Source organism: Peribacillus sp. FSL E2-0159, assembly GCF_038643155.1.
GTDB lineage: Bacteria > Bacillota > Bacilli > Bacillales > DSM-1321 > Peribacillus > Peribacillus simplex.
In genome coordinates, this window is the sequence record NZ_CP152053.1 from 4,457,028 (window position 1) to 4,482,486 (window position 25,459).

The 25,459-nt window shown below is 42.3% G+C and carries 24 protein-coding genes and 1 pseudogene; 2 read left to right on the forward strand and 23 right to left on the reverse strand.

Features of this window, described 5'->3' with window-relative positions; all coding sequences use genetic code 11:
- Positions 1-9: 9 nt before the first annotated feature.
- The 5 genes from NYE63_RS21795 to NYE63_RS21815 all read right to left on the reverse strand — a co-directional run bounded on the left by NYE63_RS21795 (position 10) and on the right by NYE63_RS21815 (position 5,917).
- The gene (locus NYE63_RS21795) at positions 10-1,233 is read right to left on the reverse strand and encodes a Ger(x)C family spore germination protein (RefSeq protein WP_342602667.1); all 1,224 of its coding nucleotides are present in this window, start codon (positions 1,231-1,233) and stop codon (positions 10-12) included.
- Positions 1,223-2,860 (reverse strand): spore germination protein, encoded by a 1,638-nt coding sequence (locus tag NYE63_RS21800; RefSeq protein WP_342602668.1) that lies wholly within the window; start codon positions 2,858-2,860, stop codon positions 1,223-1,225. Before NYE63_RS21800 ends, NYE63_RS21795 begins: the two co-directional genes overlap by 11 nt.
- A gap of 180 nt (positions 2,861-3,040) precedes the next feature.
- Positions 3,041-3,652: a DedA family protein gene (locus NYE63_RS21805; protein ID WP_342602669.1), complete on the reverse strand. Its 612-nt coding sequence runs from the start codon at positions 3,650-3,652 to the stop codon at positions 3,041-3,043.
- A gap of 83 nt (positions 3,653-3,735) precedes the next feature.
- Complete coding sequence (locus NYE63_RS21810; protein ID WP_342602670.1) at positions 3,736-4,386, reverse strand: phosphatase PAP2 family protein; 651 nt, start codon at positions 4,384-4,386, stop codon at positions 3,736-3,738.
- Between the two features lie 292 nt (positions 4,387-4,678).
- Positions 4,679-5,917: a cytochrome P450 gene (locus NYE63_RS21815; RefSeq protein WP_342605842.1), complete on the reverse strand. Its 1,239-nt coding sequence runs from the start codon at positions 5,915-5,917 to the stop codon at positions 4,679-4,681.
- A 386-nt stretch (positions 5,918-6,303) separates the two neighbouring features.
- Between NYE63_RS21815 and NYE63_RS21820 the strand changes: the two genes are divergently transcribed.
- Entirely contained in the window at positions 6,304-6,537 is a 234-nt protein-coding gene (locus NYE63_RS21820) for a hypothetical protein (RefSeq protein ID WP_342602671.1), read from the forward strand.
- A 90-nt stretch (positions 6,538-6,627) separates the two neighbouring features.
- Here NYE63_RS21820 and NYE63_RS21825 read toward each other — a convergent pair whose 3' ends face one another.
- The 7 genes and pseudogenes from NYE63_RS21825 to pruA all read right to left on the reverse strand — a co-directional run bounded on the left by NYE63_RS21825 (position 6,628) and on the right by pruA (position 12,651).
- Positions 6,628-6,807 carry a DUF4083 domain-containing protein gene (locus NYE63_RS21825; RefSeq protein WP_342602672.1) on the reverse strand — a complete coding sequence of 60 codons (180 nt, stop codon included), beginning with the start codon at positions 6,805-6,807 and terminating at the stop codon, positions 6,628-6,630.
- Positions 6,808-6,939: 132 nt separating this feature from the next.
- Positions 6,940-7,617: a DUF975 family protein gene (locus NYE63_RS21830; protein WP_342602673.1), complete on the reverse strand. Its 678-nt coding sequence runs from the start codon at positions 7,615-7,617 to the stop codon at positions 6,940-6,942.
- 390 nt (positions 7,618-8,007) lie between these two features.
- Positions 8,008-8,190: pseudogene (locus tag NYE63_RS21835) on the reverse strand (amidohydrolase); the annotation flags it as partial.
- A gap of 121 nt (positions 8,191-8,311) precedes the next feature.
- Positions 8,312-8,566 (reverse strand): hypothetical protein, encoded by a 255-nt coding sequence (locus NYE63_RS21840; RefSeq protein WP_076364404.1) that lies wholly within the window; start codon positions 8,564-8,566, stop codon positions 8,312-8,314.
- A 37-nt stretch (positions 8,567-8,603) separates the two neighbouring features.
- Complete coding sequence (locus NYE63_RS21845) at positions 8,604-9,869, reverse strand: Glu/Leu/Phe/Val dehydrogenase (RefSeq protein WP_342602674.1); 1,266 nt, start codon at positions 9,867-9,869, stop codon at positions 8,604-8,606.
- 22 nt (positions 9,870-9,891) lie between these two features.
- The gene (locus NYE63_RS21850) at positions 9,892-11,085 is read right to left on the reverse strand and encodes an ornithine--oxo-acid transaminase (RefSeq protein ID WP_251429775.1); all 1,194 of its coding nucleotides are present in this window, start codon (positions 11,083-11,085) and stop codon (positions 9,892-9,894) included.
- Positions 11,086-11,103: 18 nt separating this feature from the next.
- Positions 11,104-12,651, reverse strand: coding sequence for an L-glutamate gamma-semialdehyde dehydrogenase (gene pruA / locus NYE63_RS21855; RefSeq protein ID WP_342602675.1), 1,548 nt, complete (start codon positions 12,649-12,651; stop codon positions 11,104-11,106).
- A 382-nt stretch (positions 12,652-13,033) separates the two neighbouring features.
- On the opposite strand from pruA, the gene NYE63_RS21860 reads away from it, so the two are divergent.
- Positions 13,034-14,446 (forward strand): sigma 54-interacting transcriptional regulator, encoded by a 1,413-nt coding sequence (locus NYE63_RS21860; RefSeq protein WP_342602676.1) that lies wholly within the window; start codon positions 13,034-13,036, stop codon positions 14,444-14,446.
- A gap of 73 nt (positions 14,447-14,519) precedes the next feature.
- On the opposite strand, the gene NYE63_RS21865 is transcribed toward NYE63_RS21860, so the two are convergent.
- From NYE63_RS21865 to NYE63_RS21915, 11 genes are all read right to left on the reverse strand, one after another.
- On the reverse strand, positions 14,520-15,206 hold the full coding sequence (locus NYE63_RS21865; protein WP_342602677.1) for an FMN-dependent NADH-azoreductase: 687 nt from the start codon (positions 15,204-15,206) through the stop codon (positions 14,520-14,522).
- Positions 15,207-15,235: 29 nt separating this feature from the next.
- Positions 15,236-16,084 (reverse strand): VOC family protein, encoded by an 849-nt coding sequence (locus NYE63_RS21870; RefSeq protein ID WP_342602678.1) that lies wholly within the window; start codon positions 16,082-16,084, stop codon positions 15,236-15,238.
- Positions 16,085-16,088: 4 nt separating this feature from the next.
- Entirely contained in the window at positions 16,089-16,493 is a 405-nt protein-coding gene (locus NYE63_RS21875; RefSeq protein ID WP_342602679.1) for a DoxX family protein, read from the reverse strand.
- A gap of 141 nt (positions 16,494-16,634) precedes the next feature.
- Positions 16,635-17,453, reverse strand: a complete 819-nt coding sequence (locus tag NYE63_RS21880) for a nicotianamine synthase family protein (protein WP_342602680.1) — start codon at positions 17,451-17,453, stop codon at positions 16,635-16,637.
- Positions 17,431-18,768: an MATE family efflux transporter gene (locus tag NYE63_RS21885; RefSeq protein WP_342602681.1), complete on the reverse strand. Its 1,338-nt coding sequence runs from the start codon at positions 18,766-18,768 to the stop codon at positions 17,431-17,433. The genes NYE63_RS21880 and NYE63_RS21885 overlap by 23 nt, the downstream gene beginning before the upstream one ends.
- A 73-nt stretch (positions 18,769-18,841) precedes the next feature.
- Positions 18,842-19,606 carry a dipeptide/oligopeptide/nickel ABC transporter ATP-binding protein gene (locus NYE63_RS21890; RefSeq protein WP_342602682.1) on the reverse strand — a complete coding sequence of 255 codons (765 nt, stop codon included), beginning with the start codon at positions 19,604-19,606 and terminating at the stop codon, positions 18,842-18,844.
- Positions 19,603-20,400: an ABC transporter ATP-binding protein gene (locus NYE63_RS21895; RefSeq protein ID WP_342602683.1), complete on the reverse strand. Its 798-nt coding sequence runs from the start codon at positions 20,398-20,400 to the stop codon at positions 19,603-19,605. The genes NYE63_RS21890 and NYE63_RS21895 overlap by 4 nt, the downstream gene beginning before the upstream one ends.
- Entirely contained in the window at positions 20,397-21,173 is a 777-nt protein-coding gene (nikC, locus tag NYE63_RS21900; protein WP_342605843.1) for a nickel transporter permease, read from the reverse strand. Before nikC ends, NYE63_RS21895 begins: the two co-directional genes overlap by 4 nt.
- Before the next feature lie 53 nt (positions 21,174-21,226).
- Positions 21,227-22,180, reverse strand: a complete 954-nt coding sequence (gene nikB / locus NYE63_RS21905) for a nickel ABC transporter permease (RefSeq protein WP_342602684.1) — start codon at positions 22,178-22,180, stop codon at positions 21,227-21,229.
- The gene (gene nikA, locus NYE63_RS21910; protein ID WP_342602685.1) at positions 22,181-23,710 is read right to left on the reverse strand and encodes a nickel ABC transporter substrate-binding protein; all 1,530 of its coding nucleotides are present in this window, start codon (positions 23,708-23,710) and stop codon (positions 22,181-22,183) included.
- Between the two features lie 601 nt (positions 23,711-24,311).
- Positions 24,312-25,454: a mannitol-1-phosphate 5-dehydrogenase gene (locus NYE63_RS21915; protein WP_342602686.1), complete on the reverse strand. Its 1,143-nt coding sequence runs from the start codon at positions 25,452-25,454 to the stop codon at positions 24,312-24,314.
- Between the last annotated feature and the right edge of the window lie 5 nt (positions 25,455-25,459).

Here is a 25,459-nt window from a genome sequence, read left to right on the forward strand (position 1 = left end):
TCCTTTCCATTATTGATCTTTCTTTTTTAAATTTGAAAGAAATGGCTTATTACGTAATCCGGTACGGCGAATGAAAGTCTCTACCTGCACATCTACTTCGAGCTTAGGAAAAGAAACCTCGTCCCAGTTATTTTCGATTTTCTTCCATTCTTTAGGGTGGTTTTCGTGCATGATTTCACCAAAGCCAAAAATATCGGCTTTATTTTTCTGTGCCCGAACGACCGCATCTTCCATCTCCTTCTTCAAGTCTTTCGCTAACTTCTTTTCAATATCTATCAGAACATGCGTATCGGTTAGATTCAATGGAACACTCACCTCCCGGATATCTCCTTCTGCACGGACCTTTATCGATATTTTCGGTTTGCCGTTTACCACTTTTACTCCGATGTTGGTTTTTTGGCGAATAACTGAATAGGTGATTGCGTCTTTTTTACCCTCCCAATCAACGTTTAAATGGGTATTTTCGATCCTATCCAATACCCACATTGATCCCATTGCCTTATCACCATCCAACCAGTCAATCAATTTGCCATCTTTAAAAACACCTATCCCTGCTGCATTAGGGTTCGCCTCAATATCCGAGGACATGGTATTCTCCATTTTATCCTCTTTACCTGTGTTTCCTTTCACGGTAAAACCACTTATTATCGGTTCTTTTCCGGTACTAAGCAGATTCTTGATCACTTCTTGGAGATTGATGCTAATACTTTTCCCTTGGGTTTTTTCAGTGGTTTCAATCGTCCTAATGACTTTTTCAGCAGATACCTTATCGATTGCAGTTAACGCTTCGACAATATCCCTTGCTTTCACACCCCGGGCAATCACGATCCTCGTAGTTGCCCTGAATTCCGGTGAGCGCTCAAATGCGTCGAAAATATCGTTGAGGCCCTCTTCTTTTGCTAGTTCCTCACCTATGACAATCAGGTTGGCATGGGCAAAATACATATCTCGCGAGATTTTAGTTGAAGTGCCACTATCCAGTTCAAGCACATTATCTCCAGTGGCCCTATAAATGGATATCGGTGGATTTGTTCCGCCGCCGCCCTGAAGAGCTCCCGCTACATTGCTTGGATTAATGATTTGGAAAGTTCCCACTAACTTTCCTTCTTTATTTCTATCGAGTCCAACTGCCGAGACGATGGCCATTTCGTTTAACTCTGTTTTATCCCAACAGCCGGTGGTGAATGTGGTACAGATCAACATCAAGAACAGAATTAGCTTTTTACGATTCATTGCCTTCACCTTTTTTCTCGTCAGCAGTTTTCATTCCACGCGATTCAGGAGGCAGGGGTCTTTGATTTTCGCCTTCCCTTATCAGATTATTTTCGTTGGTTAAAAATTTTGGCCTTTCCTTAAAGGCCCACATAGGTCTTCTGAAGAATGTGTCGCCCAACCCTTCCGGATGCAGAGGGGCGAGCGGTGTCATATAAGGAACTCCAAGTGAACGCAAGCTGCATAAATGGACAATAAGGACGATAAAGGCTAAAATCATCCCATAAAAACCTAAAGTGCCGGCACAAATGATGAATCCGAACCGCACAATGCGGGCAGATATGGCTATGGAATAAGAAGGAGTTGCAAAACTGGCAATCGCCGTGATCGAGACGATGATGACCATTGCCGGCGATACGATACCAGCCTGGACAGCCGCCTGCCCGATGACCAATGCTCCGACAATGGACATGGTCGAACCAACAGCCTTTGGCATCCGAAGGCTTGCTTCCCGTAATATTTCAAAGGTCATTTCCATGAGAAGCGCTTCAATGACGGCAGGCAAAGGAACCGTTTCCCTTTGGGCCGCTACAATGACCAACAACTTCGTTGGGATCATTTCCTGATGAAAAGTCGTGGCTGCAACATAGACAGCTGGTCCGACTATAGAAATAATGAAAACGATGATCCGTAAAAAACGTGTGGCAGAAGCAATGTCGAAGCGATTATAGTAGTCTTCGACAGATTGAAAAAACTGTACGAATATTGCCGGGGCCACCAAGACGAAAGGCGTTCCATTAACGAATATCGCCACTCTTCCTTCCAGTAGGTTTCCTGCGACCATATCCGGTCTTTCTGTATGGTTAAGGGTTGGGAATGGGGTCATGACCTGGTCTTCTATCAATTGTTCAATATATCCTGATTCAAGAATGCTATCGATGTTAATTCGATTTAAGCGCTTCTTGACCTCCTCGACAATTCCTTCTTTAACAATTCCATTTATATACATGATGGAAACGTCCGTTTTTGTCACCGTGCCTATTTTCATCGACTCTATCCATAAATCCGGTGTATTGATGATCCGGCGTAACATGGCGATGTTCGTTCCATTCGATTCCGTAAACCCTTCTCTTGATCCCCGGACAGTCAAATGCGTGCTTGGTTCCTGAATCGAGCGCTTTTCTCCTCCTCTTGTACTGGCAACCAGGGCTTTGTTGATTCCATCAACAAAAATGATGCTGTCCCCTGATAATAATGACAAAAACAATTTTTCCCAATCCTTGACAGTTTCTACACCACCGAGGGAAACCACGTCTTCAGAGATTATATCCAATGCTTCTTGTGGAAGCATTTTTTCTGATAGATGAGGATTTTTCATGATTGACTCAATTAAAAAGTCCGTAACGCTTGGATTATCAATCAGACCCTGCACATACAGAATAGTCGTTTTCATCTCCGGATTTTGACCGATTTTCAACGTTCGGATAATGATGTCCGGACTGTTTCCCGTCTTTTTCTTCACGTTTTCCAGATTTGCTGCAATGGAATTTTCTATATAATCGGGCGTTTTGCTTTTGGATTGACTTTCATCTTCCTTTTTCTTTTCATGTTGCTTCACTTGTCTCTTTTGTTTGAAAAAAGAAGCCATAGCACCGAACCTCATTCCTTTTTCGTTTCACTCATTTTGTCCAAAGCATTCCCCCTTTATTCTGAGTTTTGCCTTCTTCCTTCCATAAGAAAAAGGCTGTCACAATGACAGCCTTTGGTGTTCATATTCGGTTATGTAATGAAAGTGCCGATTCGAACGGCCCAATCAACTAAACTGAGATTATACTTTGCCTTTATTCCTTCTAAAAATCAAAACAACGAAAGTAATGAATAGCAAGGCCAATATCGCATAAACGATGTTTGAATAAATGTCCATATACCCTACAATATCTTCCCACGAAGATCCAACAGCTGCCCCGATATTCACTAAGATGATGTTCCAAATTAATGTTCCGGATGTTGTGTAAAGCAGAAAGAGCCAAAAGCTCATATGGGACATGCCTGCTGGAATCGAGATCAAGCTTCTGATCAGCGGAACCAGTCTACAGAAAAACACGGTCCATGACCCATACTTGTCAAACCATGAATTCGCCTTATGGACGTCCGATACCGTTAACCGAAGAAAATGGCCCCATCTTTCCACAAACTTTTCAATGACCTTCACATCAAGAAGTAAACCAATACCATAAAGGACGACTGCCCCTGCCACTGACCCTATAGTCGATGCGATCACGACGCCCATAATCGTCATATTCGCTGTTGTCGTCATGAAACCGCCAAAAGTAAGAATGACCTCAGACGGGATCGGCGGGAAAATATTTTCCAATGCTATTAATAGAAAGATTCCCATATACCCAAAATCATTCATGAATTCCGTAATCCAGTTTTCCATTTAATACTCTCCTAACTTTCTTGAATCAACAGCTAACTTGTTACCTGCCGACTGCTTATCTTGCAATAACCTTGCTCCCTTTATTAACGATCTTTGTTCTTCCGCCGGTCTTGATACCTTTGGAAAAACCAAATGGAAATCGTAATCCAACAACCACCCGCCAAATATCCGGCAATGATATCACTAGGATAATGGACACCTAAATATATTCGGCTTATACCTATCGAGAGGATCATCATCATGCTGAACAGAATCAATAGAATCCTTGCCCACCTAGCCCTAATGTGACGCCATAGCAGAAATGTAAGAATACCGTATAAAGAGAATGCATTCATGGCATGTCCACTAGGGAAACTGTACCCCCCTATTTCGATGAGTCGATGTAAATCAGGCCGGGCACGTTGAAAGAATAGCTTAACCATCAAATTGAGAAGAGGTGAACCAACCATGACTGCAGTGAATAGGACTAGTTCCAAACGATGCTTCAAAACCCTATATAAGAAAAACAAAATGACCAAGGAAATGATGATCAGAGAACCGGTAGAACCTATGTAGGTAAAGAACTTCATGATGTCCGTCAGAAGAGGAGACTCCCATCCCTGCACCAAGGAAATGACATCTTCATCAAATTTCAGGTATTCATTTGCACTTATGGTAAATGCCATGAAACTGAACCCGATTAAAGAAAGTACACTTATTATAAAGGCAATGGTTAATTGCTGCTTTAATTTCATAATAACATCCTTTCACTTTTTAAAACCGTTTCATATGGAAATTTCTATTTTATCATATCTTCTTCATCGTATGGTGAGTGTAATTGTTTCATCGCCCGCCAACCTAATTCAGGGAACATGCCTTGGCACAAAATTTTCTACTTTATCATACTACTCTATTCGTCATTGCCTCCTCAACTTCGGGTTACTATAGATTTCCTATTTAACGCAAACCATTCAACATGTATGCCATGCTTCCCTACTAAAAAGAAAAAAACCTTATGCAGGTTAGTGCACAAGGTTTTTTCGATTTTTAAACTGTACGGAATGCCTTAAGCGGTAATGATGTCAATGTTTGCCCGGTCGCTGAATCGGTAAGATTCTCTTCTAACTGGAACGATGGCACTGCTTCAATATGCTTGAATTTCTTCAGGAATGTAGTAAGCGCAATCTTTGCTTCCAGCCTTGCTAGCGGAGCTCCCAGGCAGAAATGAGGGCCATTTCCGAAGGTTAGATGTTTCTTATTGTTAGGGCGGTGGATATTAAGGGTGAAGGCGTCTTCAAACATCTCTTCGTCCAAATTTGCTGCACTCATCCAAACAACCACGCTATCCCCTTCTTTCAATTCCACTCCCAATAGATCGTTATCTTCCTTTACGGTGCGATCTAATTTAATAAGATTGAATCGGAAACGAAGCATTTCTTCGACCGCCTGCGGAACCAAATCCAGGTTTTCATGTAACTCTTGATAAACTTCTTTGTCATCATATAGCAGGGAATAAAAGCTATTGGCCAGTAGATGACTTGTTGTCTCGACACCCGCTCCTAAAATCAGCATGGTCGTCCGGACAACCTCATCATCCGTAAACATTTCCCCATCCACTTCTGACTTCAATAGATCTGAGATGATATCATCTGCCGGGTTTAATCGTTTTTGTACAACAATCGGATACAAATACTGATAGTATTCTTTTGCTGCCACTTGTTTCAATTCATTTACTTCTTCTTGTTTTTCTTTATCAAAAGGAAGGAATAAGATATCCACCCATTTCTTAAACAATAAACGATCTTTCGAGGGAACGCCCATCAAATCCGACATGACAATGATCGGAAGCGGACTCGCCAATGATTGCACAATATCGATTTCCGTTTCCTCATCCATTTCTCCAATCAATTCATCTGCAATTTCCTGAATGCGAGGTTCCCAGTTTTGAAGACTTCTAGGTGTGAATGCTGCGGCCAGCAGTGAACGGCGTTTTCTATGCTCAGGTGGATCCGCTTCAGTGATTTGGATCTTTTCAGGCACAGAACCTTCATCACTGTTCGTTCCAACCGATATGGTAGTCCGTTTCCGAACACTCGAAAAATGTTTATAATCACTGAGAACCCGCTTCACATCTTCATATTTAAAAACATTCCACGTATCCGTTTCTTCGTGATAACTCACCGGGTCATTTTCTAGCATCTGTTTACACCAAGCGTACGGACTAAATTCCTCCGTCCGTGTTTTAAACTTAGTAATTTCTTTTACTGCAATAATTTCTTTCATGATACCGACTCCTCCCACTTCTCAAAAGTTACCTAACAAAAGGATCGAATGTTCAGCATTCCCATCTCAGTCGATTTGTTATAGGGTCGAGCATTCCTGATAGACTTTTTCACCAAATCCTTAAATACACATCTATTCCATTATAGGGTAAAATCCCGTAACAAACCATGCATCTTCCATACCAGCAGCCAAACATGAAATTTGCCCCACAATCCCAACAACCCTATGTAAAACTGCTTATTTTTGACAATTCCCTTTCTTTTTCTATTTTTTTATGTCTCTCAAATGATGCTAAAAATACAATCCTCTTTTTCAAATTCGGAGACAATGCTTTTTACTAAGTTATTTCAGTATAGATAATTTTTATAATTGCCGGAGTTTGAATCGGAATGACTCCACTGCATAGAAAAACGGCTGCACGATGCAGCCGTCCAGTTTTTAGACAAAATGGGGTTCGGAATGACCCCACCCCGATGATTATAAAAGAAGACTTGGTTATCTTTCATGATTTTTTTTACTTTTATATATATAATGAAATCCTTAAACTGGCTAGCCGAAACACCACAGACGCTTGCTTTGATGAGGCTTGGCAGACAGTCGGCGGAAAGGGAGCGGATTTCTGAAATCAGATGGAACGTTTTTCAAAAAAAAACTGCAGGCAAACTCGCTTTTCTTCGAGTGTGTCTACAGTCTGAACGGCTGCACTGTACCCGTCAATTTTTGCCCCTTTTAATCAGTTCATGTAAATCATCCATTTTCTTTTCCATTATATCCAGTCTGGTTTTACGATGCTTCATGGAACGGAAAAGAGATACGGTCCCCACGATGATCAGGATTAGAAATACAAGACAAAACAATTGGTATATCAGATCCGCAAGATTAAAACCACTCACTATGTAATCCCCCTAATTGGCATTCTCAGTATTCTATTATACACCAGGAAAAATGAACAATTTAACCTTTTTAAGGTTAATCCGGAATTAAAGGATAAAAAAACCGATAGCCATTTGCTATCGGTGGATCTTTTATACCTCTATTTGTTGATCGTCAATATCTTCTTGAGGCACAATTAATTCGTTATAGAATGCGGCCATTGTTGTCCCACAATAAGGAATCAACCATAGTAAACCAATTCCCAGCGTGAACATACAAAGGATGCCCCACCCGATGAAGCTTAGGTGCAAAAGGAAATACTTCCATTTCAAGCCCTTCATTCTTTTACTGCTTTCTTTAATGGCTTCAAGCACCGTGTATTCAGGATGATCCTTCAATAAGAAAAACAGCTGCGAATAGGCGATGCATTTGATGATACCCGGAATGATTAATAATAATGACCATAAAAAAATGAAAATTGCTTGTAAGATGGATGCCCCAATAAGCTTGAAAGAGGTTTTTCCATCTTTATAGATTGCGAATACTTCTGGAATATCAGGGTTTCCTTCCCTAACCAAATTCAGGTAGAACCAAGTGGTTGAAATGGTAAGCGGGATTAGGGCAATGGAAAAGACCATGCTGAAGATATCAGTCCATAATGGTGTTTCTTCCTGCATGAGCCATTGTGAAAACCCACCGCTTCCGATCACTTCGACAATTAAAGGGAAAATGAGGTTGATCAAGAACAAGAGCAACATAAGCGAAACAGTTACTCCCCATTTACCTCCCAACGACTGAAGGGCTTTCCTTTTTAATTCTGAGATTCTCATAAGCTGATTTAACTCCCCTTTTTTAAATGGCGGAATTCTGAATTAAATTTGGATCCATTCAGAAAAACCACTATTTATTTAATGTCTATCTCACGTCGTTTTCAAACCGCGGGCTTAAATTCCTAGAAAGCACACACAGATAGAGTCAAGCGGTTTACCGGTTTCGAGCAGCCATGATCAACTCCTTTCTGGCCCTTGGTCTATTGGCTTGTTTGTTCATAACATTTTATGAAAGGGAATATGGCAATATACCCTTCCAAATGAAAAATACCTTCGCGAAACCCTACCCTGTTAAGGTGTACGGTCAGCGAAGGCGCGTTAATAATGTTGGGTCAGTACTTTTTAGTTCTATTTTCCTTCTCCCAGATAGACCGGGCCACTCATTTAATTCTATCTTAAAATTTTTCGAACAGCATGGATAAAAATGTTAACACCGTACTCCATGGCTTCTTCGTCAAAAGTAAAACGCGGATGATGGTGGGGATAGGTTATTCCCTTTTCCTTATTCCCAGCTCCTATCAAGAAATAATTGCTAGGTGCCTTCTGTTGGAAAGCGGAAAATTCTCAGCCCCCATCGTTTTTTCTTTTCAAACTTTTTCCTGGCTTTGTCATCACCATTTATTTGATCACAACAAAAAAAGAGCATCCCAAAGCAGAAATCATCTCCGCCTTTGGAATACCCTCTTTCCTATAATCAATCAGAGCCAGTTATAACAAAATCGTCTTGGAGCAAAGCTAAAGGAAGCTTTCTATTAATAGGATCCCCTGCCGAAACATTAATTTCAGTAATGTGACCGCTGGCACCTATTGAAACATCAATCAATTTCCCATCCTCCGTTTTCACTAAAAAGAGCCTCTCCCATTCATAAACATAGGAATTCTTTTGAACGTAAACTTGTTCGACGGTCCCATCCTGAGCACACTCGATGGTATGAATCGGTTTTAACACGGAATCACTCCTCCACTCTCCATTATTTGACTAAAGCTTATACCCAGCCACGGAATATTGAGGCTTCTGCCATTTTTCTGACACCCACCATATACGCTGCCAGCCTCATATCCACTTTTCTTGTCTCGGACATTTCATATACTTGATTAAATGAATTGACCAATAACTCTTTTAATTTAGTTTGGACTTCAGCATCTTCCCAATAATAACCTTGATTATTTTGAACCCATTCAAAGTAAGAAACTGTCACACCGCCTGAACTTGCCAATACATCAGGTACGAGAAGCACATTGCGTTCCGTCAAGATCTTGGTTGCCTCTAATGTGGTAGGTCCATTCGCTGCCTCCACGACAATTTGGGCCTTGATAAGATGTGCATTTTCCTTGGTGATTTGATTGGAAATGGCAGCAGGCACTAAAATATCACAATCTTGTTCCAGAAGTTCCTGATTGGTGATTGTATTATCGAATAGTGTCGTTACCGTTCCAAAGCTATCCCTTTTATCAAGTAAGTAATCGATATCCAGACCATCCGGTTTATATATGGCACCATATGCGTCCGATATGCCAATCACTTTCGCACCTGCATCATGCATGAATTTGGCCAAAAAGCTTCCTGCGTTCCCAAACCCTTGGACGATGATGCGTGCACCTTTCAATTCTATGCCCTTACGTTTTGCCGCTTCCTCGATACAGATGGTGACACCTTGTGCAGTCGCCTTTTCCCTACCGTGCGAACCGCCCAGTACCAGTGGCTTACCTGTAATGAAACCAGGAGAATCGTGCTCTCTTATTCTACTGTACTCGTCCATCATCCATGCCATGATTTGTGAATTCGTATAAACATCCGGGGCCGGAATATCTTTAGTCGGCCCCACTATTTGGCTGATTGCCCGAACGTATCCACGGCTAAGCCTTTCCAATTCACCAATGGACATTTGGCGCGGATCACAGATGATGCCTCCTTTTCCTCCGCCATATGGCAGATTCACGATTCCGCATTTCAAACTCATCCACATTGAAAGTGCTTTTACTTCTTCCTCATCGACTTCGGGATGAAAACGGATTCCGCCTTTCGTCGGACCGACAGCATCGTTGTGCTGGGCACGGTATCCAGTGAAAATCTTCGTCGTATTGTCATCCATCTTAATTGGAATCCGGACGGTCAGCATCCGAAGAGGTTCCTTCAAAAGCTCGAACACTTCTTCAGAATAGCCAAGCTTATCCAGCGCCTCCTTGATTACGACCTGTGTTGAATCAAGCAAGCTGGCAGTTTCTTTTTCTTCTTTGACAGTTGTACTCAATGGAATTCACCTCATAGGTATATTAGGATAAAACTCTTTTTATGCGTTCGATTGCCCAATCCAAGTCTTCTTTTGTAATCACTAACGGCGGAGCAAAACGAATGACTGTATCATGTGTTTCTTTACATAGCAGTTTTTCTTCTTTAAGCTGCTCACAATAAGGTCTTGCTGCTTCTGTTAATTCGACTCCGATGAATAAGCCCCTTCCACGGATATCTTTAATCATTGGATTCTTGATTTCTTTTAAACTATCCATAAAGTATTGTCCAAGCTCCAATGAACGTTCCGCTAGCTTCTCTTCTTCAAGGACTTCCAATGAAGCGATTGAAACCGCACATGCCAATGGATTGCCGCCGAATGTAGAACCATGGGAACCAGGATTGAATACGCCAAGGATTTCACGGTTTGCAGCTACGCAAGAGATTGGGAAAACCCCGCCGCCCAACGCCTTACCTAAAATGTACATATCCGGAACTACCCCATCCCAGTCAGAGGCGAACATTTTTCCTGAACGTCCAAGTCCTGACTGAATTTCATCAGAAACGAATAGGACATTATTTTCTTTACATAAGTCGTAAGCTTCTTTTAGGAATCCTTGTGGCGGTATGATGATTCCTGCTTCACCTTGAATCGGTTCGATTAAAAATCCAGCAGTTTGCGGTGTAATCGCTTCTTTCAATGCATTAAGATCGCCGTAAGGGATAAGCTTGATCCCTGGTAGCATCGGTCCAAAGCCTCTTCTATATTCCTCATCGGATGACAAGGACACTGCTGCCATCGTACGACCATGGAAGTTCCCGATACAAGCAATGATTTCAGCTTGGTTTTCTGCGATTCCCTTAACATCATAACCCCAGCGTCTAACAGCTTTGATTGCTGTTTCAACGGCTTCAGCACCCGTATTCATAGGCAGCGCCATGTCTTTTTGCGTAATGCGTGAAACCATTTCGTACCATGGTCCTAATTTATCACTATGGAATGCACGGGACGTTAATGTTACGCGATCAGCTTGTTTTTTTAATTCGTCGATGATTTTCGGATGCCTGTGGCCTTGGTTCACTGCTGAATAGGCACTAAGCATATCCATATATTTGTTGCCTTCAGGATCTTCCACCCAAACTCCTTCAGCCTTCGAAATGACGATTGGAAGTGGATTATAATTGTTGGCACCATATTGTTCTGTTTGCTCGATTAATTTTTCCGTTAATGTTGTCATGTTGATTCCCCCTAAAATTTATAGCGTTTCAGATGTTGTTTTTCCTTGAAGATGAAGAACTAAATAATCAGGACCGCCCGCTTTTGAATCTGTACCTGACATATTGAATCCGCCAAATGGCTGGTATCCTACAATGGCACCAGTACAGCCGCGATTGAAGTACAAGTTACCTACGTGGAAATCCTCACGCGCTTGTTCGATATGTTCAATATTGTTCGAGATAACCGCACCCGTTAATCCATAATCCGTGTTATTGGCAATCTCGATTGCATGATTGAAATCTTTTGCCTTACAGAACGCAACCACTGGTCCGAAGATCTCCTCTTTCATGACTCGTGCGTTCTCATCCACATCGGCAATGATCGTTGGCTGGATGAAGAAACCTTTTGAATTGTCTCCTTCTCCCCCTGCAACAACTTTCCCTTCATTTTTACCGATTTCAACGTAGCTCATGACTTTATCGTAAGCTGCTTGATCGATAACCGGACCCATGAAGTTGTTTACATCCGTTGGTTCGCCAACTGTTTTTTCTTTCGTTAATTCAATGACACGATTCAAGACTTGGTCATATACATCTTCCACTACGACGGTACGTGAACAAGCAGAACATTTTTGACCGGAGAATCCGAATGCAGAAGCGACGATTGATTGTGCCGCCAATTCCAGATCAGCCTCTTTATCAACAACGATCGTATCTTTACCGCCCATTTCAGCGATGACACGTTTTAACCAGATTTGGCCTTCATGAACTTTTGACGCACGCTCATAAATACGGATTCCAACATCACGAGATCCGGTAAAGCTGATGAAACGTGTACGAGGATGATCTACCAAATAATCACCAACTTCAGCACCGCTTCCTGGAATGAAGTTCACAACTCCTGCAGGCAAGCCCGCTTCTTCCAACACTTCAATGAATTTAGCTGCAATGACCGGTGTTGTACTGGCCGGTTTCAATAAAACCGTATTACCTGAAACAAGAGCCGCCGTCGTCATGCCTGCCATGATCGCAAACGGGAAGTTCCAAGGTGAGATGATGACACCGACACCAAGTGGGATATAATTAAAAGCATTGTGTTCAATCGGACGGCTTTCTACTGGCATGCCGTCTTTAAGCTTAAGCATTTGACGTGCATAGTATTCCATGAAGTCGATTGCTTCCGCTGTATCTGCATCAGCTTCATTCCAAGGCTTTCCTGCTTCTTTAACCAATAGAGCCGAGAAATAGTGTTTTCTTCTACGAACGATGGCTGCAGCCCTGAATAAAATATTTGCACGCACTTCCGCTTTCGTTTTTCTCCAAGTTTGGAATGTCTTATCTGCCGCTTGCATCGCTTGCTCAGCAAGATCCTTATTCGCTTTGGATACAGTTCCAATAACTTCTTCTTTATTTGCTGGGTTTACAGAGGTAATGACTTCATCAGTAAACACTTTTTCACCATTAATGATCAGCGGATATTTCTTCCCTAAATCATTAGCTACATCATTCAATGCCGCTTGAAAAGCTTTATTATTTTCTTCGATTTTAAAATTAGTAAATGGTTCGTGTTTATATGGTTGGACCATTATGGCTCATCTCCCTAAAGTTTATGTTTTTTACTTATCCCTTATTTAACAAGCAAGTTCCGTGCCAACTTTTCATTTTTTCGAAAAAATAAAGTTTTTTCTTGAAATATGCAATGAAATTCAGCACTTTCGGGGCAAAATTGACATAGTATGCCATTATTTTTTGCTCTATTCCCTATTTTTGTCGCTTAAACTGACACTTTTTATTAATGCAAGTTTCATGCCAACTAGAAAAAACATAAAAAACAGCGTTTTTTCACTTTTTCCGCAAAATATTTTTGCACTTCAATGCAAAATAATCTTGCTGTGCAAATTTTATTTGCGCCTTTTCTTTAATTCCACTACAATAGCTCTAAGAAAAGAATAAAAACGGGAGGCATTCATGTATTTAGATCAAATCATTAAAATAGAAGGTTTCCAAACCATCCTCCATTCGCTTGTGGATGTAATCGATATTGGGATACATATAATCGATATAAAAGGACGGACCATTGTATATAACAAGAAAATGGCAGAAATTGAAGGAATGGATTCAGAAGAAGTATTAGGGAAGAAGATTCACGATATCTTTAAATTCAAGGAAGAAACGGAGAGTACATTAATAAGGGCACTTCATTCGGGTAGGGCAACCGAGAACTCGAAGCAGACCTACTTCAATAATCTTGGACAGGAAATTACCACAATCAATAATACGTTTCCGATTTTGGATCAGAAGCAAAATATCATCGGAGCAATTGAAGTGGCAAAGGATATAACGAATCTTGAAAGAATCATTAAGGATAATATCTTAAATAAAGGCGATACCAAATATACGTTTGACAGCATCATCGGAACGAGTGAAAATTTCTTGGAAGTCATAGAAAAGAGCAAGCGCTCGACCAGAACGGCATCCTCCATCCTAATCGTAGGGGAAACGGGCACCGGAAAAGAGCTCTTCGCCCAAAGCATCCATAATGGGAGCAGCCGTTCGACACATCCTTTCATCAGCCAAAACTGTGCTGCCCTGCCAGATAGTCTTATTGAAGGAATACTCTTCGGCACAAAGAAAGGCGCCTTCACCGGATCGATTGAAAGGCCTGGATTATTCGAACAGGCACAGGGCGGTACCATCCTGCTAGATGAAATCAACTCATTAAATCCGAACATGCAAGCGAAATTATTACGGGCCCTTCAAGAAAGGACGATTCGCCGTGTTGGGGATACAAAAGATAAAAAAATTGACGTTAGGGTCATTGCAACGATAAATGAAGATCCAATAGATGCCATTGCAAATGATCATTTACGAAAGGATTTATATTATCGATTAAGTGTCGTTTCGTTATTCATCCCGCCTCTTCGTGAACGGAAAGAGGATATTCCTTTGCTGGCGCAATCCTTTATCGAGAAATTCAATGCGCTGTTCGAATTGAATATTGAAGGGATCAGCGAAGAGGTCTACTCGCTTTTTTATGATTACGACTGGCCCGGGAACGTAAGGGAACTTGAACATATCATCGAGGGGGCCATGAATTTAATGGAACCTGGCGATACAAAAATTGCCATCACCCACCTTCCGACTTTATTTAGGAAGAAAGCCCATTTGGAAGACATTCATCCCGAAAGAAAAGAGAATCATGCAAATGGAGATGTACAGGAGTCAACCTTATCTCTTGATGATTATATCGCCAATACTGAAAAGCAATATTTGGAGAAAATCTTAAAAGAACATGGCATGAATATCTCCCAAGCTGCCAAGGCATTGAATATTAGCCGCCAAAGCCTTCAATACCGCTTGAAAAAGTATCAGGTCAAATAACATCATTCCCGCACAAAAAAGGCCCCCATTAATATGGAGGGCCTTCTTTGCCTGCTATTCATTCCACTCGCAACTAGAATGTTTCAGCCGCTTTTGCAACGTTTTCCAAACCATCCGCGATGATTTTTTGTGTCCGATCCGGATACTGATTATGGCCTTCAATGACCACGACCTCAGGATTGTTGATTCCCCATAGTCCAATGATATTTTTCACTAAATTCACGGCCATTTCAGCAGAAGCCATTCCTTCTAATGCATAATCAGAACCGCGGGCATTCAATAGCATGACTTTTTTATCACCAGCATACCCGACAGGACCTTCCGCCGTATAATTGAACATTTTACCGGCTTGTGCCAAATAAGAAAGATATGTGATTAGCGGTGCAGGAACCGTTGAGTTCCATAGAGGGAAAGCGAATACCACTTTATCCATCTCCAGGAATTGATTTAAATATTGGTCAACCAGTTTGGCCGCATTTTCCTCTTCGGCTGTCAGTTCATGACCTTGGTTGCGTTTATACAACCCAGTAATCGCCGTATTTCCATAGTAAGGAAGTTCTTCTTTAAATAAATCCAGCTCAGTCACTTCATCTGTACGGTGTGTCTCTTTATATGCTTTTAAGAATGTGTCATACATTTTCGAGCTGATTGCCTGATCTGCTGGACGATCATTCACTTTAACGAATAATACTTTTGTCATTTTTTCATTCTCCCCTGCCGCGGTTTCTTTATTTCCAAATAATCTACTTAAGAATCCCATTATCCTCACCCTTGCTTTCTGCTTTAAATTCAGACGACTAAATGAATCTCATTACCAGATGGATCTTTTACGGCGAAAAACCCTTCTTTTTCCGTGACGACAGCCCCGATTCCTTTCAGTTGTTCCGTTACTTTGTTTCTCGCTTCTTCATCTGCAAAAACGAGAGTATACCAGTTTAGCCCCACACTATTTTCCTTTGGAGCAGGGGCGCCAACGCCATTCCAAGTGTTCAACCCGATGTGATGGTGATATCCACCGGTTGAAGTAAAGAGCGCTCCTCCATATCGATTCACAACGGTAAACCCAAGACCTTGCATGTAAAACTCCTCGGTTTTACGTAAATCAGCTACATGCAGATGTATATGCCCCATTAAGGTTCCTGCAGGCAGTTTGCTCCACTCACCATTGCTTTCATTCAGAAGGTCATTCCCATCCAACGGATCCGTGCCCATTGCGACTTCCCCATCGGCCCATCTCCAATCAGTGGATGGCCGGTCAGAGTATACTTCAATGCCATTGCCATCTGGATCGGTAATGTACAGCGCTTCACTCACTTCATGATCCCCCGCTCCAAATGGATATTTCGTTTGAAGTAAATGGCGCAAAAAAATCGATAAATCGGCACGGCTTGGCAGTAATAGGGCAAAGTGATATAAGCCCGTCGTCCGCCCTTCTTTCGGAATCACATCAGCAGGCTGCTCAAGTGTCAGCAACGGGGTTTTTCCGTCTGTCGTTAAAACAGCTTGCCGGTCGTTTTTCTTCAATACTTGAAGACCGATGATTTCTTGATAAAACAGAATGGCATTATTTAAATCCAAAACATTTATACTGACTTCGCCAACAAAAGTAATTGGTTTTTGATGAAAATTTTTATCCATATTGTCACTTCCCTTTTTTATTGAAAATCACATGATCCAAAGAAAGAACCGTGCGGTTTGCACACGCTAGATAGACAGACATGGCTAGCAGTGCCAAGTCCAGTTCGTAGCCCGCTGCTTGCCCGTTTCCTAGAAAACCTGCAGGTAATTTAGCCGTGAAAATCGCTCCCGCCATAATGACCGCAAATAGGACGGAAACGATTCGTGTTCCCAAACCCAGTATAACCGCAAGTCCTCCGATCAATTCGATTCCAGCAACGATATACGCCAAGAACCCTGGAATGCCAAGGCTATCGAAAAATCCCGCCGTATTTCCTATTCCCCCTTGAAACTTTGAAACGCCGTGAATGAAAAAAGTAAGACCTAAAATTACCCTTAACAAAACTTGACCTGCATCATTTTTATTCATGTATGAATTCTCCTTTTTGTTGGTTACTTTATGTAAGTAATTATATTTTCATAAGTTTATAATGTCAAGTAAGTTTATTGGAATTTCTTTTTTTCCATAAAATAAAAACGAATTGCCGAAGCAACTCGTTCCATGGTGTCACTATTTAAATGTGTAATAAATGGTTGAATTGATGATGAAAGAATCCGCAATCGTTCTTCCGACTTCCTGACATGCCACCTTACTGAACTTTGTCGCATCAACGGGCTCATATAATAATTTATGAATGCCGTCCACGGACCGTATTGCGACGGTTGCGCCTGGGTTCGTCTGAAATATCCGTTCCAGTATTTCTTCTTTATTAGGAACCAGACTGGCAATCCATACAAGATCAAACTCCGTGTAGTCATGAAGGGCGCCATCATTCAGGATATATTCTGACTTCCCTTCGTTATCCAGCTCTTGGATGATGCGCCATCCAAGTGAATGGGCTTGTTCATCTATATCGAGACATGTCATTTTCGCACCCAACTCCCGTTGAAGCAGCAATGGACTTAATGGCAGAGGCCCCGTCCCTACAAATGCGAATGATTGAATATCATTCTTCACCTTTTTCAATTCATTGATTTCCGTTTTGATCAGTTCCTTGTAGTTATCCCAATAAATGAAAGAACGGAAGTCATCCAGGGAGTTCACCTTGCCAACAAATAATCTGGCATAATGATCCTCCATCAATGTTTCAGCAATCGTCAGCTTATCAAGCATGGTACCCCGAATCGATCCGATTTCATCATGGTTGAGAATTTCTTCTGCCATGTGCTGGTCCAACGGTTTCGAAATCATCGAAACCAGTTCAGTTAAAACGCGATTGATGATTTCATTTTTTGGTGATAAATCATCTTCTTCTAGTAAGATTTTATAAGTATCTATATATGTACGAATGATTTTTTCCTGTTTTCTAGACCATTTGATCGTTTTCAAGGCGAACACTCCTATTAGGAAATAATTTTTTACTTAACCGTGGTATATACATTGCCAAAAATACCGAACGTCCTAGGCTGAATACAGTAAAGGCCAGCCATAATGCATGGTTTTGATAGGCCGGTACAAAAATATAAAGTGTTATCACAAAGGCAATCAAGGAATAGATCATCGAGTTACGAATCGGGGCAGCTTCTGTTGCCCCAGTAAACACACCGTAGAAAACGATACCTACACTGGCCGATAGAGGAAACAAAATAAGCCAGATCCCATAAATGTTTGCCAATTCAATGACACTTGGTATCTGTGTGAAAAGCGACAGGATGGAATCACCGAATAAATAGTAACTGACCGCAATCATCAGGGAGGAAAGAACACCCCACTGCAACGCCAGGATCAGGGTCCTCTTATATAAGTGCTTATCTCTAGCGCCAATCGCTTTTCCAACAAGTATGCTTGAAGCATTTGCGAACCCGTCAAAGAAGTAAGCCATCATATAATGAATTTGGATGAGTACGGCATTCGCCGCCAATATCTCCGTTCCATATGAGGCCCCCTTTGCCGTGAAGATATTAAAAACGGCCAACAGGCAAAGCGTCCTGATCAATAAATCCCGATTCACCGACATCATTTTCTTAATGGATGACGGATCGAACATCTCTTTCAAAGGAGGCATTTCCATTCGATGCGGCGACGCTTTCACAATAATGATCAATCCAATGAAAAAGGCCGTCACTTCCGAAAGGAGGGTCGCTATGGCTACTCCTGGCACACCCCATTCGAATACATGGACAAACAGCAAATCCAGGACGATGTTCATCAGGTTCATGAACATCTGTAAAACTAGCGAAACCTTGATCTTGGACATCCCCATCAGCCATCCCAATATGACATAATTCATCAAAGTGAATGGGATTCCCCATATTCGAATGCTGAAGTATTCAGTTGCATACCTTCGAACGTCAGCATCCGGATTCATCAGTGTTAAGGAAACATGTTCAATTGGCCCCTGAAGCAGGATGAATCCTATCCCGGCAACAATCGCCAGTATAAATGGCCTTAAAAAGGCTAAAATGCCTTGCTTTTCGTCGTTTGCCCCAAGTGCTTGTGCAGCAAATCCCGAAGTGCTCACCCGCAAAAATCCAAACAGCCAATACAAGGTATTGAAAATAACCGTACCTATAGCCACGCCGCCCAAATAAGCAGGGTTTGGTAACTGACCCACAACAGCGGTGTCCACCGCACCTATCAACGGCGTCGTTATCGTCGATATGGTCAGAGGAATGGCCAAGGCCAAATATGATCGGTGGTTCACCTTACTTCCTCCTTAATCAAGTTTCACTTTAATCGAAATCATTACGATTTAAACCCCAAATAAACACAACCTCTTATTCAAACATCGAAATCAGTTCTTTTGTGTATGAATGGCGATCGCTGCAAAAAAGCTTTTCGTTTTCGAAAGAATCCACAATAACACCCCCTTTCATCACCATGATCCGTTGGCTCATCTCCTGTACTGCCGACAGATCATGAGAAATAAAAAGGTAAGAAATGTCCAAAGTCTCCCGCAGCCCGCCTAACAATTTCAGTACCGCCGCTTGTGACAGTACGTCCAGGCTTGAAGCCGGTTCATCCAATATAATGAGGGCCGGTTCAATGCTGATTGCGCGTGCAATGGTCACACGCTGCTTTTGTCCGCCGCTTAGCTCATGCGGGTAACGTTCAGCAAAACTCTTTGGAAGCTCCACGGTATCCAGGAGCTTTCCGATAAAGTTCACTTCACTTGTATATGTAAAATGTTTCAGATTGACCTCGCTGCCAAATTGAAGATATGGATCCATTAGTGAATCTTTTATCCTTAGTTTTGGATTCAAAGCCGATGCAGGATTTTGCAAAACGGCCTGGATGTTCTTGCGGTACGGTTTTAGACTTCGTTCGCTTTTGTTTTGCAGCGCAGTTCCTTCAAATAGGATGCTACCTTGGTCAAAGGATTCAATCTGAAGAATGCACCTGGCCAGTGTGCTTTTTCCGCAACCGCTCTCTCCCACTAATCCGAGGCATGCCTTCCTTTCGATGCTAAAATTCACGTCCCTTAGTATTTCTACTCCGTTATCATAGGTTTTATGGACATTTCGTACGTCTAATAAACTCATCCTGACACTCCTTCAAGCTTGAATGGATTTCTGCTCAATGATGGCGATGATTGAATCAGTTTATTTGTATAAGCATGCTGCGGATGATTCAATACCTGATTTTTATCACCGGTCTCAATGATCGCCCCGTCTTTCATGACCGCAATGCGATCCGCATACTTCCTGACATGACGTAAATCATGGGTAATGAACAAAACTGCACATCCGGTTTCTTTTTGGAGCTTTGATAACAGCTGTAAGACCTTAAAGGAAGATACACTGTCCAAGGCTGTGGTCGGCTCATCCGCTATCAGGATATCCGGTTCAAGCAGCAGGGCTATTGAAATGGATACCCGTTGAAGCTGCCCACCGCTTAATTGAAAAGGGTATCTGCTATACATATCTTCATTCAGGCCCACCGATATGAGCGCCTTTACCGCTTGCTCCCGCCTTGCCTTTTTGGAAAGGGTCGAATGTGTCCGCTGATATTCGTCGAAATGCTGACCGATTGTAAGGAACGGTGTGAATGAACCCTGGTAATCTTGAAAAATATAAGCCAGGCGATTTCCGCGAATCTTCCTTATTTCAGAGGAAGTAAGCGTTAATAGATTTTTTTCCCCGTACCATATTTCCCCCTTCGCTTGGAGATTGGGTGCAAGCAGCTGACATATTGCCATGGCCGTCATGCTTTTGCCGCTCCCACTTTGTCCGACAAGCGCGAACCATTCACCTTCATGCACATCTAATGAAAGATCTTTGACGATATGATTTTGCTTTCCCATGATATGTAGCTGCCTCACGGATAAAATGCTCATGATTCCACCTCCTTTTTCACATCGAATGCATCGCGCAAATAATCACCGAGTATGTTGGATAATAGAACGACAAATACGATGGCGAGCCCCGGGTAAATCATCAGCAACATATTGGATTGAAAGTATGGCCGGGCATCATTCAGCATGGCTCCCCACTCTGGTGCCGGCGGCTGCGCCCCGAGCCCGATATATGATAAGGAAGATATGAGCAAAATGATTTTTCCTAAATCGAGGCTAGCCAATACAAGCACATTCCCGATAAGGTGCGGAAATAGATGCTTCCGCATAATCCCAAATGAACTTAATCCATTGATTTTAGCAGCTGTGACATAATCCTTTTGACGTTCGGTGATTACCGTACTTCGCACAAGCCGGGCATAATTCACCCATTTCACTAGAACGATCGCCAACAGGAGATTTTCGATTCCTGGTCCTAATAAGCCACTAAGCACAATGGCAACAATCGTATCAGGGAATGAGAGAAACGCGTCTGCAATGCGCATGAAGATCCGATCGATCAGCCCTCCTTTAAAACCGGCAATCACCCCGAACGGGACGCCGATGATAACCGCGGCAAACAGAGATAAAAAACCGTAGCCAACCGTCAGCTGTGCGCCAAGCAGAAGACGCGTCAATACATCACGCCCTAGATGATCCGTCCCTAACGGATGTTCCATGCTTACCGGCCATAGCCTTTCTCCCAGATTGACCAGTGCCGGATCATGTTTCAGAATAAGAAAGGTGTAAGCCGCAACGGCCAGGACTGTAGCCATCACCGTAAAAAGGACGGTCATTCTCCAGCGCCTTTTGGATTTTTTTTTGATAACTAACTCCATTTTCCATGCTTCCTTTCCTTCAGTCTTAGCTCTGGATTTAAATAGCGATAAGATAAATCCACGGCACTATTAACCATGAATACAATGATGGCCATAACCAACAGATACCCTTGGATGACTGGATAATCCCGCGACCGAATCGAGTCCACGACCATCTTACCTATGCCTGGATAGGCAAAAATCACTTCGATCACCACTACACCGCCGATCAGGCTGCCAAGGCTGACACCGAATACGGTAATGACCGGGGGCAAGCTATAACGAAATGCATGGGCAAAGAATATCCGCATCTCTGAAATCCCCCTTGATCGGGCGGCCCTGATGAAATCATGACTAAGGGAATCTATTAAACTTGAACGCAGCAAACGGACGTACACACTTGTGATGGCGAGCCCCAAAGTGACTGACGGCAGAATCAAAGAACGAAATCCGTCCTTGCCCATTGTTGGAAGGGCCCCCCATCTCACCGCAAATAAATCGATTAAGAGCAACCCCAGCCAAAAGCTAGGAATGGCTGCGCCTAACAAAGACACGGCACGGCTTATCTGATCAATCCAGCTTCCCCTGTACAATGCAGCAAGCGAACCTAATGGAATGGCTATACCAAGCATCACAAGCAATGCCCCAACCGCGAGCTCAATTGTTGCAGGCAGCCCGCTCATGATCATCTCCATCACTGGCTGATTGGTCAGATAGGAGTTTCCGAAATCCAATTGGATAAAGTCCGTAAACCAATCTCCATACTGCACTAACAGCGGATCATTGAACCCCAATTCTTCACGAAGCTCATTGACTTGCTCGTTTGTGATCGACACATCATCCACTTGAAGTATCGAGAGAACCGGGTCCCCTGGAGCAAGCCGAACAAAAAGGAAAGAGATGAATGTAATCACAAGGACAAAAATTACGACCTCAATGAATCGCCGGACTAAGATGCGGAACATTCACTTCACATCCAATTCATTCGTCAGCATGTAGTATTCGCTTCTTGAAGTGATCCAGTTTTCAACTTTATCGGCATCATAAGCAACAAGTGTATTCGGATGTAAAATGAATGAATTATACACCTGTTCATCCACATACATCGCAATCTCCTCAGCTAAATCCGAGCGCTTCTCCTGTCCGACCGTTACGTTCAGCTTATCAATCAGGGACGTCAGGTTATCATCATCGGCCCCACTGAAGTTCAAGGCTCCCTTTGGATGATAAGTAGCATTTAAATAATAACCGGCATCCCCGCGAGGAGCCGTTAAATTGCTGTAGGTCGTTAAATCCCAATCCCGATTGGCAGCCATATACTCTTCAGGGATTTCTATTTGCTTGATTTTCACATCAATCCCCAACTGGCCGGCATCCGATTGAAAAACTTGGGCAATTAACGGCAGGTCGGCACGTGAACTATATGTAAGAAGTGTAAACGTTAACGGTTTGCCGTCTTTTTGCATGACACCATTCACTTTCTTATATCCCGCCTGATCAAGAAACCCCTTGGCCGCTTCCATTCCATTCTCTTTTTTCGGATAGTCCGGAGCAAAAGAGAATGTGGATGGAAAAGGCCCTGTTGCCACTTCTGCATGACCATGTAAAATCGTATCCACAATGGATGAACGGTCGATCAAGGCATCTATCGCCTTTCGGACGTCTATATCCTGCAATGCTTTACGTTCCAAATTCATCGTCATTTGATGTACGCGGAAAGTGGAAGTCGATTCAACCTTCACACCATCTCTCGCCTCTAAATTTTCCAGGCTTTCCACTTCCGGACGGAAAACTATATCGGCGTCTCCCGATTCAAGGGCAAGAGACCGTGCATTGGCATCTTCATTAAACGAAAACCTGGCTCTCTTAAGCTTTGCGGCTCCATCCCAGTAAGACTCATACCGGATTAAATCAACTGCCGTACCTGGTATGAACTTCGAAACCGCAAATGGCCCCGTTCCTATCGGCTTGTTTATATAGTCACTTTCCTTTACGTCAATAATCGATGTATTTGGATGGACCAACTCAGAAGGAAACTCAGGAAAAGGAACCTCCGTCTTAATGGTAAGCGCATTTCCGTCCGCTTCTATCGATTCGATGCGCAAAGCATTCTTGATCGCCGGACTATCTTTCATCGCCCTCTCCAAGGATGCCTTCACCGCATTGCCATCCATCGGCTTTCCATTCTGAAAAGTCACACCCTCCCTTAACTCGAAATTCCATAACTGACCATCCTTGCTATCCCAGCTTTTCGCCAGCCAAGGTTCGATGGTCAAATTCTCATCATTGAGATGCACCAATGTCTCGGTGATCCCAGCCCTTAGTGACACATAACTAGTATCAACATTCGGATCAAGCGAGCTAGTCGCAAAATTAAAAAGCAAGTTCACTTCCTTCTCCCCTCCCCCTTGATCTTTCGCAGACTCTGTGGAACAAGCAGCCAAAAGAAAGAATGATAAACATATAATAAAAATCAATTTACATTTTCTGAACACGATATATTTCCCCCATTACCTCAACTATTTTTTATTGGCCGCTGTATAATCGTATTGATTACGATTTATAATGCAGCATTACTATCATGACAAACCAGGTAACGTATTGCCGAATACTCATTCGAAATCAAACTATGTAAATGCTTCTCGAGATTAAGTATCCATTCACGAGTAATTGTGTCAAACTCACGAGTATTTGCTCCAAATTCACGAGTATTTGCCCTAAATTCACGAGTATTTGCTCAAAACTCGTGAGCAACAGCTCTAAATCTCGTGCAATAGCTGCAAATCCTTAAGTAAATGCACCAAACTAACGATTTACTGCACTAAATGGCCTTTTGTAAAACCTAAACTCAAGCAATTCCCTATATTTACAACATAAATACCCCTTTCACTACATTAAATCAAAACGATTACGATTTATACTTTAAAAAAATCTAAATGTCACTCCTGTCTTGACTGTCTTCCATTATAAAACGTAACGATTACTATTTACAAGGTTTTTTTAAGCTTTCAAGGTTATGTTACGATATCGGATGTTAGGTTCCTTCTTTGATTAAGAAAAAACTCCTGAAAAAGTTTCAGGAGATTTTCGGTTTTATTATTTCAACTGGTTGTAGTGGTTGATAACTTCTTTTGTTATTTCGCTATTTTCGTCCAATCCGCTAACTTCCTTAAGTGCGGTAGCTACACCGTGTTCTTTGATCATCGTTTGCAGTTTAAGGGCTTCTTCATCTTCGTTAAAATCAAAGAGTAATGCGGCCGCTATCGCTTTCGCCAGATTAGTATAGGAAAGTCCGGCTTTCTTAGCTTCTATGGCAGGGCGCACGAGACGGTCATTTGGCCCGAGCTTACGCAGCGGTGAACGCCCGACTCTATTCACCGAGTCATTGAGGTAGGAGTTTTTAAATCGATTAATGATTTTTTCGATATACTGCTGATGCTCATCTGGGTCCAAACCGTATTGCTTTATTAAATAAGCGCCCGTTTCCCCTAGGGTTTTCTTGACTTGCTCTACAATACCTGCGTCCTCCAATGACTGGTCAATCGTCGATTTCTTATTTTTGAGATAACCGAGGTAAGCAATGACGGCATGTCCTGTATTAACGGTAAACAGTTTTCTCTCAATAAATGGAGCGAGTTCTTTTACAATGGTCATCCCTTCAACGGCAGGAATGTTTTCATTCGTTTCAACGACCCATTCATAATAAGGTTCCACCAAAACATCGAGTGATCCTTCGTTATTTTGTATAGGAACGATACGATCGACAGCTGAGTTAAAGAAGTATACTTTATCGGCTAGGCTTTCCTTTGTATCTTGATCCAAGTTTTCTAGAATATAGCCTTCTAAAAGGTCTGTTGCCGATATTTGGTTTTCACAAGCAATCACATATAGTTTTTCATCGGTTTCCTTCACTCTTGAAGCTAATCCTTTTGCAATTAAAGGAGCGATATGTGGCAAAATATTAGGACCGATAGCAGTGGTAAGGTAGGTTGCTTCGGAAATTGCTTTTATGATTTCCTCTTCCTGCTTTAAGCTGTTTAATCCCGAAACATTTTCTACCGTGACGGATTCTTGTTGATCAGTGGCCAGTTTGACTTGATATTGCTTTTTATCATTTAACTGATCGATGATTTGATCCGCTATGTCTACAAATGTCACATGATATCCAGATTGTGAAAAGAGTGCTCCGATAAATCCTCTTCCAATGTTTCCTGCACCGAAATGTACTGCTTGTTTCATTACAA

What these genes read in the sequence shown, in the direction of transcription:
- NYE63_RS21795 (WP_342602667.1), bottom strand. Translation starts at nt 1,233, where the DNA reads ATGAATCGTAAAAAGCTAATTCTGTTCTTGATGTTGATCTGTACCACA.
- NYE63_RS21800 (WP_342602668.1), bottom strand. Translation starts at nt 2,860, where the DNA reads ATGGCTTCTTTTTTCAAACAAAAGAGACAAGTGAAGCAACATGAAAAG.
- NYE63_RS21805 (WP_342602669.1), bottom strand. Translation starts at nt 3,652, where the DNA reads ATGGAAAACTGGATTACGGAATTCATGAATGATTTTGGGTATATGGGA.
- NYE63_RS21810 (WP_342602670.1), bottom strand. Translation starts at nt 4,386, where the DNA reads ATGAAATTAAAGCAGCAATTAACCATTGCCTTTATAATAAGTGTACTT.
- NYE63_RS21820 (WP_342602671.1), top strand. Translation starts at nt 6,304, where the DNA reads ATGACTCCACTGCATAGAAAAACGGCTGCACGATGCAGCCGTCCAGTT.
- NYE63_RS21830 (WP_342602673.1), bottom strand. Translation starts at nt 7,617, where the DNA reads ATGAGAATCTCAGAATTAAAAAGGAAAGCCCTTCAGTCGTTGGGAGGT.
- NYE63_RS21850 (WP_251429775.1), bottom strand. Translation starts at nt 11,085, where the DNA reads ATGACAACATTAACGGAAAAATTAATCGAGCAAACAGAACAATATGGT.
- pruA (WP_342602675.1), bottom strand. Translation starts at nt 12,651, where the DNA reads ATGGTCCAACCATATAAACACGAACCATTTACTAATTTTAAAATCGAA.
- NYE63_RS21860 (WP_342602676.1), top strand. Translation starts at nt 13,034, where the DNA reads ATGTATTTAGATCAAATCATTAAAATAGAAGGTTTCCAAACCATCCTC.
- NYE63_RS21865 (WP_342602677.1), bottom strand. Translation starts at nt 15,206, where the DNA reads ATGGGATTCTTAAGTAGATTATTTGGAAATAAAGAAACCGCGGCAGGG.
- NYE63_RS21870 (WP_342602678.1), bottom strand. Translation starts at nt 16,084, where the DNA reads ATGGATAAAAATTTTCATCAAAAACCAATTACTTTTGTTGGCGAAGTC.
- NYE63_RS21875 (WP_342602679.1), bottom strand. Translation starts at nt 16,493, where the DNA reads ATGAATAAAAATGATGCAGGTCAAGTTTTGTTAAGGGTAATTTTAGGT.
- NYE63_RS21890 (WP_342602682.1), bottom strand. Translation starts at nt 19,606, where the DNA reads ATGAGTTTATTAGACGTACGAAATGTCCATAAAACCTATGATAACGGA.
- NYE63_RS21895 (WP_342602683.1), bottom strand. Translation starts at nt 20,400, where the DNA reads ATGAGCATTTTATCCGTGAGGCAGCTACATATCATGGGAAAGCAAAAT.
- nikC (WP_342605843.1), bottom strand. Translation starts at nt 21,173, where the DNA reads ATGGCTACAGTCCTGGCCGTTGCGGCTTACACCTTTCTTATTCTGAAA.
- nikB (WP_342602684.1), bottom strand. Translation starts at nt 22,180, where the DNA reads ATGTTCCGCATCTTAGTCCGGCGATTCATTGAGGTCGTAATTTTTGTC.
- NYE63_RS21915 (WP_342602686.1), bottom strand. Translation starts at nt 25,454, where the DNA reads ATGAAACAAGCAGTACATTTCGGTGCAGGAAACATTGGAAGAGGATTT.